This window comes from Natrarchaeobius chitinivorans, assembly GCF_003841505.1.
Classification (GTDB): domain Archaea; phylum Halobacteriota; class Halobacteria; order Halobacteriales; family Natrialbaceae; genus Natrarchaeobius; species Natrarchaeobius chitinivorans.
Map to the genome: position 1 here is coordinate 132799 of NZ_REGA01000002.1, position 13541 is coordinate 146339.

General features: G+C 63.7%; 18 protein-coding genes. 10 read left to right on the forward strand and 8 right to left on the reverse strand.

Annotation, left to right across the window (positions count from 1 at the left end; all coding sequences use genetic code 11):
- Window positions 1-110 precede the first annotated feature (110 nt).
- Window positions 111-470 (forward strand): hypothetical protein, encoded by a 360-nt coding sequence (locus EA473_RS03050; protein WP_124194202.1) that lies wholly within the window; start codon window positions 111-113, stop codon window positions 468-470.
- A gap of 103 nt (window positions 471-573) precedes the next feature.
- On the opposite strand, the gene EA473_RS03055 is transcribed toward EA473_RS03050, so the two are convergent.
- The gene (locus EA473_RS03055; protein ID WP_124194203.1) at window positions 574-2229 is read right to left on the reverse strand and encodes an acyl-CoA synthetase; all 1656 of its coding nucleotides are present in this window, start codon (window positions 2227-2229) and stop codon (window positions 574-576) included.
- A gap of 121 nt (window positions 2230-2350) precedes the next feature.
- On the opposite strand from EA473_RS03055, the gene EA473_RS03060 reads away from it, so the two are divergent.
- Complete coding sequence (locus EA473_RS03060; protein WP_124194204.1) at window positions 2351-3400, forward strand: mannonate dehydratase; 1050 nt, start codon at window positions 2351-2353, stop codon at window positions 3398-3400.
- Window positions 3401-3514: 114 nt separating this feature from the next.
- Here the strand turns inward: EA473_RS03060 and xacF are convergent, their stop codons facing one another.
- A complete protein-coding gene (gene xacF, locus EA473_RS03065; protein WP_124194205.1) occupies window positions 3515-4975 on the reverse strand; it encodes a 2,5-dioxovalerate dehydrogenase in 1461 nt (486 codons plus the stop codon).
- A 173-nt stretch (window positions 4976-5148) separates the two neighbouring features.
- Between xacF and EA473_RS03070 the strand changes: the two genes are divergently transcribed.
- Window positions 5149-6087 carry a dihydrodipicolinate synthase family protein gene (locus EA473_RS03070; RefSeq protein WP_124194206.1) on the forward strand — a complete coding sequence of 313 codons (939 nt, stop codon included), beginning with the start codon at window positions 5149-5151 and terminating at the stop codon, window positions 6085-6087.
- 63 nt (window positions 6088-6150) lie between these two features.
- Here the strand turns inward: EA473_RS03070 and EA473_RS03075 are convergent, their stop codons facing one another.
- Entirely contained in the window at window positions 6151-6570 is a 420-nt protein-coding gene (locus EA473_RS03075) for an EamA family transporter (protein WP_124194207.1), read from the reverse strand.
- The gene (locus EA473_RS03080) at window positions 6570-6989 is read right to left on the reverse strand and encodes an EamA family transporter (protein ID WP_124194208.1); all 420 of its coding nucleotides are present in this window, start codon (window positions 6987-6989) and stop codon (window positions 6570-6572) included. Before EA473_RS03080 ends, EA473_RS03075 begins: the two co-directional genes overlap by 1 nt.
- A gap of 379 nt (window positions 6990-7368) precedes the next feature.
- Here EA473_RS03080 and EA473_RS03085 point away from each other — a divergent pair, with 379 nt between their 5' ends.
- From EA473_RS03085 to EA473_RS03095, 3 genes are read left to right on the forward strand one after another with little or no spacing between them, the layout of a single operon-like run.
- The gene (locus EA473_RS03085) at window positions 7369-8649 is read left to right on the forward strand and encodes a D-arabinono-1,4-lactone oxidase (protein WP_124194209.1); all 1281 of its coding nucleotides are present in this window, start codon (window positions 7369-7371) and stop codon (window positions 8647-8649) included.
- Entirely contained in the window at window positions 8646-9035 is a 390-nt protein-coding gene (locus tag EA473_RS03090; RefSeq protein ID WP_124194210.1) for a sensory rhodopsin transducer, read from the forward strand. The genes EA473_RS03085 and EA473_RS03090 overlap by 4 nt, the downstream gene beginning before the upstream one ends.
- A gap of 42 nt (window positions 9036-9077) precedes the next feature.
- Window positions 9078-9260: a hypothetical protein gene (locus EA473_RS03095; RefSeq protein ID WP_124194211.1), complete on the forward strand. Its 183-nt coding sequence runs from the start codon at window positions 9078-9080 to the stop codon at window positions 9258-9260.
- Between the two features lie 20 nt (window positions 9261-9280).
- Here EA473_RS03095 and EA473_RS22680 read toward each other — a convergent pair whose 3' ends face one another.
- The 3 genes from EA473_RS22680 to EA473_RS03105 form a co-directional block, all read right to left on the reverse strand.
- Window positions 9281-9598 (reverse strand): GNAT family N-acetyltransferase, encoded by a 318-nt coding sequence (locus EA473_RS22680; RefSeq protein WP_279387616.1) that lies wholly within the window; start codon window positions 9596-9598, stop codon window positions 9281-9283.
- A 9-nt stretch (window positions 9599-9607) separates the two neighbouring features.
- Window positions 9608-9862 (reverse strand): GNAT family N-acetyltransferase, encoded by a 255-nt coding sequence (locus EA473_RS22685; protein WP_243645179.1) that lies wholly within the window; start codon window positions 9860-9862, stop codon window positions 9608-9610.
- 140 nt (window positions 9863-10002) lie between these two features.
- Window positions 10003-10428 carry a universal stress protein gene (locus tag EA473_RS03105; protein WP_124194212.1) on the reverse strand — a complete coding sequence of 142 codons (426 nt, stop codon included), beginning with the start codon at window positions 10426-10428 and terminating at the stop codon, window positions 10003-10005.
- Between the two features lie 399 nt (window positions 10429-10827).
- Here EA473_RS03105 and EA473_RS03110 point away from each other — a divergent pair, with 399 nt between their 5' ends.
- From EA473_RS03110 to mch, 4 genes are all read left to right on the forward strand, one after another.
- A complete protein-coding gene (locus tag EA473_RS03110; protein ID WP_124194213.1) occupies window positions 10828-11181 on the forward strand; it encodes a HalOD1 output domain-containing protein in 354 nt (117 codons plus the stop codon).
- Window positions 11182-11328: 147 nt separating this feature from the next.
- A complete protein-coding gene (locus EA473_RS03115) occupies window positions 11329-11643 on the forward strand; it encodes an MTH1187 family thiamine-binding protein (protein ID WP_124194214.1) in 315 nt (104 codons plus the stop codon).
- A gap of 230 nt (window positions 11644-11873) precedes the next feature.
- On the forward strand, window positions 11874-12077 hold the full coding sequence (locus EA473_RS03120; protein WP_124194215.1) for a heavy-metal-associated domain-containing protein: 204 nt from the start codon (window positions 11874-11876) through the stop codon (window positions 12075-12077).
- 96 nt (window positions 12078-12173) lie between these two features.
- Window positions 12174-13106: a methenyltetrahydromethanopterin cyclohydrolase gene (gene mch, locus EA473_RS03125; RefSeq protein WP_124194216.1), complete on the forward strand. Its 933-nt coding sequence runs from the start codon at window positions 12174-12176 to the stop codon at window positions 13104-13106.
- Window positions 13107-13295: 189 nt separating this feature from the next.
- On the opposite strand, the gene EA473_RS22115 is transcribed toward mch, so the two are convergent.
- Window positions 13296-13466 carry a hypothetical protein gene (locus EA473_RS22115; RefSeq protein ID WP_165875188.1) on the reverse strand — a complete coding sequence of 57 codons (171 nt, stop codon included), beginning with the start codon at window positions 13464-13466 and terminating at the stop codon, window positions 13296-13298.
- Window positions 13467-13541: the final 75 nt, after the last annotated feature.

The window sequence follows — 13541 nt, forward strand, 5'->3', positions numbered from 1 at the left end:
ACGTTCGGTACCGTCCGGCCAGCGACGACCACGCAATCCCCGTGGTTACTGGCTACCACGCGGACTCGATTCGAGTCCGAACGCCGAGTTCGACTCTCGGCGGGGACCTCATGAACGAACCAGGTGTCCGCGTCGTCGCGACGCTGGCCGTTCGCGTCCCCCTCGGCGCGACCGGCAGCCTCGCCGACGGTGCCGTGTGCGTAGTCGAGCGAATCGAGGCCGTAAACGCGGTGTCGAACCCGTCCGTCCGACAGGTTTCCCCCGGGTTGAACGCGACGACGGTCGAACTCCAGGCCAGCATCGCACTCGAGAGAGACAACGTCGGTGCCGACGACGCACTCGAGAGAAACGACGCGGGTGCCGACGACGCGCTCGCCAGACGCGAACTCGAGGCCGGCGTCGGCGTCGAGGCAGTCGAAGACGTCGAGACTTTCGAACCCGACGCGGCGACGGTGGCGGAAATCGGCTAATTCGGAAATCGGCTACTTCCGTCGACGGAATCGGGTTCTTGCTACTGGCCGGTCGACCGATCGGCCGGTCGGCGTCCCGATGCTCGAACGAGAGTGGTTTCTCTCACCCGTCCTCCCGCAATTCGTCGCGTCGGATCTGGCCGGTTTCGGTTCTCGGCAACGAGTCGCGGAACTCGATGGACTCGGGAACCTCTCGATTCGAGAGCGCTTGCGTGGCGTTGGAAACGATCTCGTCCGCGAGTTCGTCGGACGGGTCGGCCGAGTCGCGGACGACGACGAACGCTTTCACCGCCTGATTCCGATCCGGGTGCGGCGTCGGAACCGCGGCGACCTCCCTGACCGAACCGTGATCGGCCAGTTCCCGCTCGATCGAGAACGGGCCGATCCGGGAGCCGCCGCTGAGTATCACGTCGTCGGCGCGGCCCTGAAACCAGAAGTAGCCGTCCTCGTCGACGCGCGCCAGATCCCCCGTCAGATACCAGTCGTCGACGAACGAGTCGTCGGTCCGGTCGGGATCGTTCCAGTAGCCGAGAAAGAACGACGGAAACGTGTTTCGGACGGCGATCTCGCCCGTCTCGTTCGGCTCGAGACGGTCGCCGGTTTCGGAGTCGACGACGGCGCATTCGACGCCAGGCAGTGGTTTCCCCATGCTCCCCGGTCGCGTCTCGATCGAAGGGTAGGTGTTGATGATCATGTTCCCGGTCTCGGCCTGGCCGTACGTGTCGTGGATCGGGACGCCGAGGGCGTTCTCGCCCCACTCGACGAGCTCCGCCTCGAGCGGCTCGCCCGTGCTCAATGCCCGGTAAATGTCGACGTCGACGTCCGCGAGCCGGCGATCGTGATCGCGGAGCCGACGGTAGATCGCCGGCACGCTGAACATGACCGAGATGGGAAACTCTTCTATGAGTTCGATCCACGCGTCGGGATCGAAGCCGGCTTCGTTGACGAGAAGCGAGTGGCCCCAGAACCAGACGCCGAGCGTGTTCACCGGCGCGGTCAGCCACCCGAGGCCGCCCGTCCCCCAGTACAGGTCCGTCTGGTGTTGATCGAGATCACCCGCGTACAGCTGGGCGGCGGCGATTCCGACGATCCAGCGGTGACCGTGGACGACCCCCTTGGCCGGACCGGTCGCGCCGCTCGTGTAGTACAGGAGCGCGGGGTCTGATCCCTCGGTCTTCGCGGTTTCGTACTCGAGGGGAGCGGTTTCCATCGCCGCGTAGTAACTGACGTCCTCGCGGCGAATGCCGGTTCCGTCGTCGCTGACGACGATTACGTCTTCCACCGACTCGACGTCCTCGAGCGCCGTCGCGACGGTGGGACGGTGTGATGGAGTCGTGATCACGACGCGTGCATCGCTGTCGTTCAGTCGATAAGCGATTCGATCGGCGTCGTACTGTTCGTCGATTCCACCGAAGACGTAGCCGGCTTTGAGCGTCCCGAGCAGCGCGACGTACTGTTCGGGCACCCGCGGCATACAGGCGAACACGCGGTCGCCGTCCGCCAGACCGAGTTCGTCGAGTACGTTCGCAAACTGGTTCGATCGCTGTGTCAGCTCCCAGAACGTGATCCGCTCGCGGTGACCGTCGCGCCCGACGAAAAACAGGGCGACCGTCCCGCGGTTCGTCGCGTGGCGATCGCAGACCTCGTGGGCGACGTTGATCGTATCCGGTGCGTCCCAGTCTGCGTCCGCGTAGATGCTGTCCCACTCGAACACGTCGCTGAGTCCCTCGTAGTTCGCGAGGTTCGGCGATCGGTCCATGCGCAACCGTCCAACGCAGGGACGTATAATTCTCCCACCGGATTTCACCTCCGAACCCGCAGTATCCCTGCAGCACCGTTTAGTGACTCGGTCCGAAACTCTCGCTGTGAGAGGTGGTCACATGAACGCCGCTGATATCCGGGTCGGCGTCCGAACCCGGTCGCTGTCGAGACCCCGATTGCGGTACATCCGCCAGCTCGGGGCGACGGACATCTTCATCGACCACGCCAACGTCGACGAGGAGCCCGACGAGTTCAACGACCGCGAGGCGGACGTCACCCTCGAGGTGGGCCGAGACGCCATTCCCACGGTCGAGCAACTGGAGACCGCTCGCGACCACGCAGAGGCCGCCGACCTTCGACTGGCGGGAATTCACTCGCTCCCGCACGCGCTGTACGGAGACATCATGTTCGGCCGCGAGGGTGCCCGGGAGGCCCTCGAGCAGATCACGACGCTCGTCGAGAACCTCGGCGCGGCGGACGTCCCGATTCTCGGCTACCAGTGGAACCCGCGCGGCGTCGTCCCGATGCGGACGAACCCGGTCGAACTCCGCGGCGGAGCCGTCGGAACCGGGTTCAACTACGACGAACTCGAGAGCCCGGACGAACTCGCTCCCGGTCTCGATCGCGAGTACACCGAGGCGGAGTTCTGGGAGAACTTCGAGCGGTTCCTCGAGACGGTACTGCCGGTCGCCGAAGCGGCTGGCGTCGACCTCGCGTTACACCCCGTCGATCCGCCCGTACTCGAGTCGATGTGCGGAATTCCGCGGCTCTGTCGCAGCGTCGAGAACTTCGAGAAGGCGATGGACCTCGTCCCGAGCGATAGCCACGGGCTGAAACTCTGTCTCGGCTGTTTCTCGCAGATGGGCGAGGACGTCACCGAGGTGATCCGTACGTTTGCAGCCCGCGACGAGATCGTCTTCGTCCACTTTCGAGACGTCGTCGGCACGGTTCCGAAGTTCCACGAGACGTTCGTCGACGAGGGGAACTTCGACACACCCGAGGTCGTCCGAACCCTCTACGACGTCGGATACGACGGCGTCGTCATCCCCGATCACGTCCCGCAGATGGAAGGCGACTCCGACTGGCGACACCGCGGGCGCGGGTACACGATCGGCTACCTCCGCGGGACTATCGACTCGGTCGCGCCCGATCGAGAGTGGGAGGATTGAATCCGTCGGACTCGAGCGCGCGTCGGTCGTGGAGTCCGATTGCGGCCCTACAGCAACGACCGAAACCGTTTCCACGCCGGCCGGAGAGGCGGCAACGGCTTTCCTCCGATCCCATCAGCGTCGGCCGTAGTTCTCGTACACCGTCTTGGTGATCGTGTAGAAGTCGATCGCGGCGTCGCCCTGCTCGCGGAACGTCTCCGAAGAGGAGGCATTCATTCCACCGAAGGGGACGTAGTACTGGAGTCCGGTCGTCTTCTCGTTGATCTTGACGATACCGAAGTCGACGGCATCCCGAAAGCGGTTCGCCTCCGCGTGATCGCGCGTTACGATACTCGTCGAGAGCCCGAACTCGACGTCGTTGACGAGTTCGACGGCTTCCTCGAAATCGGTCGCTGACATCACGCCGACGAACGGGCCGAATATCTCCTCTTGCATGATGGCCGCGTCGGAGTCGACGTCGGTGAAGATCGTCGGTTCGACGAAGTGGCCGTCGTCGTACTCGCCCCCCTCGAGCGCTTCGCCGCCGTACGCGAGCGTTCCGTCCGCGTCGCGTCCCCGCTCGACGTACTCGAGGGTTCCCTCGAGGTGGTCCCGGTCGAAGTGTGGGCCCATGTCCGGGTCCTCGAGACCGGGTCCGATCTCCAGGCCGTCGGCGTACGCGATCAACTCTTCGAGGAATTCGTCGTGGACGTCCTGGTGGACGGCGACGCGTTCGGTACCCGTACAGGCCTGGCCCGTGACGCCGAACGCACCCGCGCCCACGATTTCGGCCGCTTCCTCGAGGTCGGCACTCGGCATTACGACGGTGGTGTTTTTCGACCCCATCTCGGTCTGGACGCGCTTCTGGTTCGCGCCGGCCTGTTCGTGTATCATCTCCCCGACACTGCGGCTGCCCGTAAACGAGACGACGTCGACGTCGTCGTGATCGACGATGGTCCCGCCGACATCGCTCCCGGGCCCGGTCAGGTAGTTTACGACGCCGTCCGGAATTCCCGCCTCGTCGAGGCACTCGACGACCTTCCGGAAGACGTTCGGCGCGCCGTTCGCGGGTTTGAGGACGACCGTATTCCCGGTCGCAAGCGCCGGCGCGCTCTTCCAGGCCGGGATCGCGACGGGATAGTTCCACGGCGTCACGAGTCCGGCGACGCCCATCGGCTCCTCGACCGTGTAGAGGTTCGCGTCCCGCGATCCGGGCTGTTTCACCTCGCCGCCGAAGTCCACCGCCTTCTGGCCGTAGTACTCGAAGATGTCGACGGCGCGCTGGACCTCCGCGCCCGCCTCCGTGAGGGTCTTGCCCTCCTCGCGGGTCAGCGTCTCCGTAAGTTCGTCCGTCCGATCGGCCATGTGGCGGGCCGCCTCGGTGAGGATCGAACCGCGTTCCGTTCCCGGTACGTCGGCCCACTCGTCCGCCGCGTCGGCCGCTGCTTCGACCGCCGCCGTCGCGTCGTCGCTGCTCGAGCGCTGAAACCCCCCGATCACGTCGGTCGTATCCGCGGGGTTTACCACCTCGAACGTGTCACCCGTTTCCGACTCGACCCAGTCGCCGTCGACGTAGTTGTAGTACACCTCGGACATACCGGGACCTACCGGCTCGAGACCCACCGTTCTTGGCCCCGCCCATGCAGCGTTCCGCTCGGGACTGCTGACTGAACCCGGTTACATGCCCGATCTGTCCCCGTCTGGAACCGGTCTGCGGTCAGCAGCTTGCAACGCGGAGATTTATTCGACCGAGGGTGGACCCCACCACCATGTCCTCCTCAGTCGAGCAGGTGCAGGATCGTCTTCGCGGGGTCGCGGTCGGGCTCCTGACGCCGTTCGACGCCGACCTGGAGATCGAACACGAGAAACTCGAGGAGAACGCCCGGGCACTGTACCGAGAGGGGATTCGGACGTTCCTCGCGGCCGCGAACATCAGCGAGTACCACTCGCTCTCTCAGGACGAGCGGATCGCCGTCGTCGAGACGAGCGTCGACGCCTTGCCGGACGACGCCTGCGTACTCGCCGGCGTCGGCGGCTCCACGGCCAACGCCCGGCACCTCGTCGCGGCCTACGACGAAGTCGGCGTCGATGCGATGATGATCATGCCGCCGGATCACACGTACCTCCACGAACGGGGATTGCTCGCGTACTACCGCCAACTCGAGGCGATTACCGACGCTCCGCTGGTGCCGTACGTCCGCGGGTTCTCCCCTTCCGTGGAGTACCTCGCGGAACTCACGCGAATCGACGGCGTCGCCGGCATCAAGTACGCGCTCGCGGATCCGGTCACGCTCGGGGCCGGGGTCGAAGCGGGGAGCGACGACGTGGTCTGGGTCGACGGCCTCGCAGAACCGTACGCGGTGTCGTTCTGGGCCGAAGGGGTCGAGGGGTTCTCCGCGGGCGTTAGTAACTTCCGGCCGGAAATCGGCCTCGAACTGTTCGACGCGCTCGAGAGCGGAGACTGGGACCGGGCGCGCACGCTCCGAAGCATCTGTTTGCCCTACCAGCAGTTCCGAGATGGAAGCGGCCACGACAACGACATACCCGGCGCGGTCAGCGTGCCTGCCGTAAAGAAGGGTCTCGAGCTGGCAGGGCTCCACGGCGGTCGGGTGCGACCGCCGCTCGAGTCGCTCGCGCCGGAAGACGAGAATCGGGCGGAGGATCTTTACGAGCGACTCGATGAGGAGATCACACGTCTCGTCGAATAGGCGTGTACCGTTGTTACTATAGCCGATACCGTCCGCCTCGAACGGCGGGCAGACGGACGTCTTTCAGATCGACATTAACACGATCGCCAGTATCGCCATGCCAACACCGGCGATTTTTCTCCTCGTGACCGACTCGCCGAACGCGACGACGCCGATCCCCGAACTGACGGCGATAAACAGTCCGTAGATCGGAACCACGACACTTATCGGACCCAGAGCAAGCGCCCGGTAGTACGCTAACAGCCCGATAGCTAACACGACGCCCCACGCGATGATGTGGGGGAGTTTCGGGTGGGTGAGGTAGGGAATCGGTGACGTCCGCGCGTATACCAATGCCGCTGCGAGCAACGAGAACATGACGACGTTCGAGAGGAAGACTGCCATCGTACTCGGAATCGTCTCCATCGCGATTTTCAACAGCGGAGCGACGAGGCTGTAGGCACCGAACGCGATCACCGAAAGGACGAGATAGCGTCGCGCCATCACGCCCCCTCCGCACTCAGGTAGATCGCGATCATCGCGCAGCAGATTCCCGCGACTCGGGTGGCCGTCACCGACTCGCCGAGAAAGAGTATCCCGATAGCCGAACTTCCGACGATGAACATCCCGTAAATCGGGACGACGACGCTTACGGGGCCAGCCTCGAGTGCCGCGGTGTAGCCGAGTATTCCAACCGTGAGAAACACCCCAGCGACGTACACGTAACGGGCGTCTCTCGATACCACGTACGACCACTCGCCCGTCCCGGCGACGACGAGTACCACACCGGCGATGGCGAGAAATACCGCCGTCGAGAGAAACAGGGCTGGTGTCGGCGGGACGTCCTGAGTGGCGGAACTAGCCAGAGGGGCGACGAGTGAGTACGCCAACAGTCCCACCACTGCCCAGACGAGATACTCCATCGATACCGAACACATCTCCGTTATCGAGTTAAATCGTTCGCAACGGTGGTCGACCGCAAGAGAAAGTGGTGAGAAATCTATCCGGAGATCGAAAAGATCTAGAAACCGATACGTCTCCAGAGACGGTCCCGAAGACGGGTTACAGTCCTGTTGGTCCATCGGTACGCCGATCCGCACCACTGACTGCCGGCCGGCAGTACGAACACCCCACCGACCGATCGGGGCCCGCTTGAGCGTACAGGGCGATACGTTATCCGGCCGTTCGTGGACGTCGGCACAGGTGAGTGAACGTGATCGACGTACGAATCCCGGTGGTACGACACGGGGGTTACGATCCAACGCCGACGAACGTCCGCGACGTCCCCTCGAGGGTGTGGCGATGAGCCAGGAACAACTCGACGAGGAGTCGCCCGAGGAGTGGACGAACTGGTCCGGTGGCATCTCGTTCGAACCGGATCGAGTCGTCAAACCGGAGCGCGAGTCCGAACTGCAGTCGGTCGTTCGCCACTGCGCCGAGACGGGCGAAACCGTCCGCGTGGCTGGTGCGGGCCACTCGTGGACGCCGGTCGTCGAGACCGACGGCGTGGTCGTCTCGCTCGAGAACATGACCGGCGTCGTCTCTCACGATTCCGAGGCGAACGAGGCCACGATTCGGGGCGGCACGACCCTCGGGGAGGCGGGTATCGAACTCCACGAGCGAAACCTCGCGATGGAGAACCTCGGGGACGTCACGATGCAGACCGTCGCCGGCGCGTGCGGTACCGGAACCCACGGGACGGGAGCCGGATTCGAGAACCTCGCGGGGTCGTTAGTCGGCGGGCGAATGGTCACGGGAACCGGTGAGATTCGCGAGTTCGACGCCGAAGACGACCCCGAGTTGCTCGACGCCGTCCGGGTTTCCCTCGGCACCCTCGGTATCTTCACCGAGATCCGCCTCGACCTGCTTCGGACGTACAAGCTCAGACGCCGGGAGTACTGCGCTCGCTTCGAAGACTTCTGGGACCACCTCGACGACCTGATCGAGGAGAACCGCAACTTCGACTTCTACTGGTATCCCCGGTCGGACGAGGTCAAACTCCGACTGCTCAACGCACCCGGCGGCGGGACGGACGACTCCGAACTCGAGTACGCGACGCTCGTCGAAGACGAAACGGGGTGGTCACACCAGGTGATCCCCGCGCACAACGAGATCGGCAGGAAGTTCGAGGAGATGGAGTACGCCGTTCCCCGAGAAGTAGCGAAGGAGTGCGTTCTCAGGGCCCGAGACCGGATCAGGGATCGCTGGCGAAGCGACGTCGGCTGGCGAGTGCTCGTCCGGACCGTCGGGGCCGACGACAGCTACCTCTCGACCGAGTACGAACGCGAGACGATGACGATCTCGTGCATTCAGAACGCTGAACTCGAGTACTGGGAGTACTTCGAGGACATGGAGCCACTCTTTCGGGAGTACGACGGCCGCCCACACTGGGGGAAGCGACACAGCCTCCGTGCACCCGAACTCGAGGAACTGTATCCGGAGTGGGACCGGTTCCAGTCGTTCCGACGCGAACTGGATCCGGAAGGGGTGTTCACGACCGACTACGTCGTGGAGCTGCTGGGCGAGGTACCGAACGGCGGGACGGCGGCGGATGCGGGCAAAACCGAGGGCGAAGAATCGTGACGGACGACGAGACGGGCCGACCGATCGGAAAAGAGCGCTGGCAGATTCCGGGCGGGCACGTGCCCGTGGATAGTACCGGCCCCGAGCCGGAGATGGTCAGCCACGACAGACTCTGTCTGTTAAACGCCGGCACGGAGATGGCGATCCTCGAGATACTGCTGTACTACGCGGACGGCCGCGAGGCGGGCCCGTATCCGCTCACCGTCGCTCCCAGACGCGTTCGCCACGTTCGGATCAACGACCTGATCGACCCCTACGCGCCGCCGCTGGGTGAGGACTACGGGATCGTCGTCGAATCGAATGAACCGATCGTCGTCCAGTTCAGCCGGCAGGACACGACTCACGCGGAGCGGGCGACGCTCTCGTCGATCGCGTACGGCGAGTGACCATCACCAATCTATTTATCTCGCCAGACGTTTGATACGAATATGCTCCGCCGACTGGTGTCCCGCGTCCGCGAGTGGATCGCGGTCGAAGATCCCGAAGAACGCATCGAGGGAACGGGCGAGCCGATCATGTCGCCCAAGAACCGACGATGCGCCGAGGCGGAGTCGATGCTCCGCGACTCTCAGGAAGCCCTCGAGAACAGGCCCGACGATCGCTTCGAGTAGTGACGACTGGCTGACTCGGTTCAGCTTTCGGTCGCTCGCCGATACTCCTCCTTGCCGATCGTATACCGGTGGTGGTCGGCGACGTCGCCGTCGATCGCGAGCCAGTTGCGCAACAGCCCGTCGTACGAACCCCCGACCTCGTCGACGAACGATTCGATCGTTCGCTTCGATCGCTCGTTCCCCTCCGCGTGGTCGATCGCCACCACCTCGAGGTCGAGGTGGTCGAACGCGACCGCGGTCAACGCGTCGGCGCACTCGCCCGCGTACCCTCGACCCCAGTAGGGCCGTCCCAGGATGAACCCGATTCTGGCCATCCGGCGGTCCCACTCCGGAATCAATCCGGTGTATCACGCGAGGTCGCCGTCTACCGTACGAACGGCGTACTGAGCGGTTTCGCCGTCGTCCCAGGATGCTTCCGCCTCCGCCAACTGATTGTGGGCGTCTTTGACCGACGAGTACGGGTCCTGCGGGACGTACTCGAAGACCGCCGAAACGTCGTCGCGGCTTCGCGCGAACAGTTCGTACAACTCGAGGGCGTCGACGTACTCCGGCGACAGCCTCTCGAGCACGAGGGAGTCGGTTTCGATGGTCTCGGGGAACACGCTCTGTGGGTGTTCCTCGAGCAGGGTCTTGATAGTTCGCCAACGATATGGTGCCGGTCGGTACACCCCGTAAACCGTCTCGGCCTGCCCCGGCCGTAGAGGCGCGGTCTCGAGGGGCGACACTCCGGTTTGCCGCCGAATTACGGCTGGGTTCGGACGGTCAGCACGGGTGCGTCGGCGGTTCGCACGACCTTCTCGGTGACGCTCCCGAGGAGGTACCTGTCGATCCCGCTTCTCCCGTGCGTCCCCATCACGATCAGGTCGACGTCAGAGTCGGCGTATTCGACGATTTCCTCGTAGGGATCGCCCTCCTCGATCGCCGCGACGGCGTCGATGCCGTCGGCCTCCGCGCGCCCGACGAGTTCGTTGGCCGTGGCTTCGCCCTGTTCTCGCATGGCGGCGATCGCCGTCTCCATCGACCCGACGCCGGCGTACGTCGTATCGACGACGTAGAGGACGTGAAGTCGAGCGTCGTGGAGACGCGCTTGCGTCAGTGCGTGTTCGAACGCAGCCGTCGAGCCGTCGCTTCCGTCGGTCGGAAACACGATTTCGCTGTACGTGCTCATAGCTCTCACTCGTCGCCGCTTCACTTAATGGGGAGAGACAGTTCCCAGTTGGAGGAACCACCGCTCGAGAGACGTGTGGGCAACAAAGGGAACCGTGGGTGTGTAGAATGCGTGGGAACCGTGGAATTATGCGGAGGTAATCGGGAACGCCGAGGGATAACGACCGGTTTCCCGCTCCGACGACGCGGCGAACGGGAGTCGACGAGGGGCCACTGGTCGTTCGACGGAACGACGGTTCGGCGGTCGAACGGCTGTGACTGTCGAATCCGGGCCACCTATTTCAAATATCGACCGTCAACCCAGCTATTAGTTCACGAACGAAAACCGTTTCACGTTGCGGTTGGTTTTTATACTGCGATATTGTACGAACAGCTGACGATCGAACGCCAGAGGATCGACATGCAAACGGAACGTTCTCCCACCCACGACTCGAGTGAGCTACAGTATGACCAACCTAACGACCGCTACGTCTTCCACCACGACAGCGACGGTACCGCGACGATAACGACCACGATCGTCCACGCGCTCGCGGAGATCGTCGAAACCGACGTCTCGCAGGGCGAGTTCTCGCTCTACGACAGCGTCGACCCCGACGCCCTCGACCGACTCTTCAGTCGGAAGGCTGACGGAACCGAACGAACCGGGGGTCACGTCGCGTTCACCGCCCTCGAACACGAGGTCTTCGTCTACGCGAACGGAGACGTCATCATCTACCCGCCCTCGGAGACGAGCGACGTCGCCCGATCGAGGTAAGATTCTACGGTTTTTTCTCGTCCTCGAGTCGATCAACGGCGGTCATCGTGTACGCAGGGGTTCCAGCCGATACACACGAGCACGACGAACGAAAACGACACACATTCGTGGCCCGTCTTTAGGGTGCTCCTCAACGTGGTGTCGAGTATGACGGTCGTTGCACTATTGAGCGTTGCACCGGTGATCGAAGACAGCATGGCGGGCGAAATCGCGAAAGCGGTCGACGCACTCGAGGAGTACGACGTCGCCTACGAGACGAATCCGATGGGGACGGTGATCGAGACGGACGACGTTGACGAACTGTTCGCGGCCGCGCAAGCGGCTCACGAGGCGGTCGACGGCGACCGCGTGAGTACGGTCCTGAAGATCGACGACAAACGGACGGTGGAAACGTCTGCGGCGGAGAAAGTCGACGCCGTCGAGGCGGAACTCGGGCGGTCACCGACGAGCGATCGGGAGTAGTACTGTCCGACAGTACACGCGAACCGCCTTGGGGTCAAGTGGTTCGAGACGCCTTCGGCCTCTCGTCATCAAGCGAGACCGGCAGTCTCGCGGACCTCACGGAGCTTCGCTCCGCTCAGTCACGGAAATCCTAGATTTCCGTACGGCTCCGAGGCACTCGGCCTGCTCCGCCTGTAGACGCGAGTTCTTCGAACAGAACACTCAACTGTGGCAGCCAAGTACCGCCGAGTATGGAGCAGACCACGATCGAAGTGACCGACATGGCGTGTGAGGGATGTGAGGATACCGTCACCGACGCCTTGGAGGCGCTCGAAGGCGTGTCGTCGGCGACGGCGAACCACGAGGCCAACGAGGTGCGGGTCGAACACGACGGAGGGCTGGTCGACGGGAAGACGATCGCCGGAACGATCGAAGACGCGGGATATTCGGCCTAGCGGTTGCTGCGATAGCTCGGCCGGCGGACTCTTGGTCCGACGGCCGTCAGACACGGACTGACAAACTGTTTTACGCCGGAGCCTGAAGCGTGAGCCATGGAGAGTCTCAACCGGATGGCGATCGAACTGGTCGACGAGGCACTCGAGTACGCCGAGGAGTTGAACGTCGGCGGGTACGACCTCGCAAACGACGCGACGGTTCTCGACTTCGGTCTCGAATTCGACGGCGGGATCGAAGCCGGAATGCTCTTAACGGAGATCCAGACTGCCGGGATGGCGACGCCGAGTTACGAACTCGACGAGATCGGAGACGTACCGATCCCGTTCGTCAGCCTCTCGACCGACCAGCCTGCACTCTCGTTGCTCTGTTCGCAGAAGGCAGGGTGGGAACTGACAACCGAGGACTTCGAGGGGTTGGGCAGCGGGCCCGCACGGGCGCTCGTCGCCCAGGAGACGGAGTTCAGGCGCGTCGGATACACCGATGCGTTCGATCTGACCGCACTCGCCGTCGAAACCGAGGAGGAACCGACCGAAGCGGTCGCAGAACAGGTTGCGACGCTCGCGGAGGTCGAAACGAGCAGCGTCTTCTTGCTTCCGTACTCTGCGGCGAGTCTCGTCGGCAGCATCACGAACGCGGCTCGAGTCGCCGAACTCGCGACGTTCCGGCTGGCAGAACTCGGGTACGACCCCCTCGACATCGTCTCGGCGACCGGTCACGGGCCAGTCCCACCGGTGCCGGGCGACGAACGGACGGCGATCGCACGGACGAACGATGCGATCGCCTACGGTGGAACCGCCCACCTCACCGTTCGGGAGGACGACGACTGCTTCGACGCCGTCCCGTCGACGGCCGCCGACGAACACGGCCGGCCGTTCGGCGAGGTGTTCGACGATCTCGAGTGGCAGTTCGAGGAGGTCCCTGCGGATCTGTTCGCGCCCGCGAAAGTGACCATCGACGTCCTCGGCGGTCCGACGTACGTTCACGGTGAAACGAACGAGGAACTGCTTCTCGAGTCGTTCGGGCTATAGCGTCCGCCCATCCAACCTCGAAAGTGAGAAACCCTCGACCGAGAAGTGGTTGCCTTTCGCGGCTGATCCATACGGATTGCTGTACCTGTGTACCGGAGCGACCGCGGGACTGCGCCCGGTCGCTCCGGTAACCACTCACAGTAATTTACAGGGGCGCGCTTGATGCTGCCCCCAGGTTCTCGACGTCTATCACAAACTCGTTTCGTCTACGGCCCTGAGTTCGGGATCGTCGCACGAACAGGCGTTGTGTGGACTGATCGGACGAACGGTTCCGTCGTCGTGAACCCAAACGGTAAAGAGTTCGCCGCAGTTGTCACACGCGCCGGCGGCTTTCTCCCTACTCTTGTCACGTGCTGTCACTGGACGTACTCCATCGAACGATGGTATCGACGGGCCCGAGACGGAAATAATAGGGGGTATATTGCTAGCGGACAC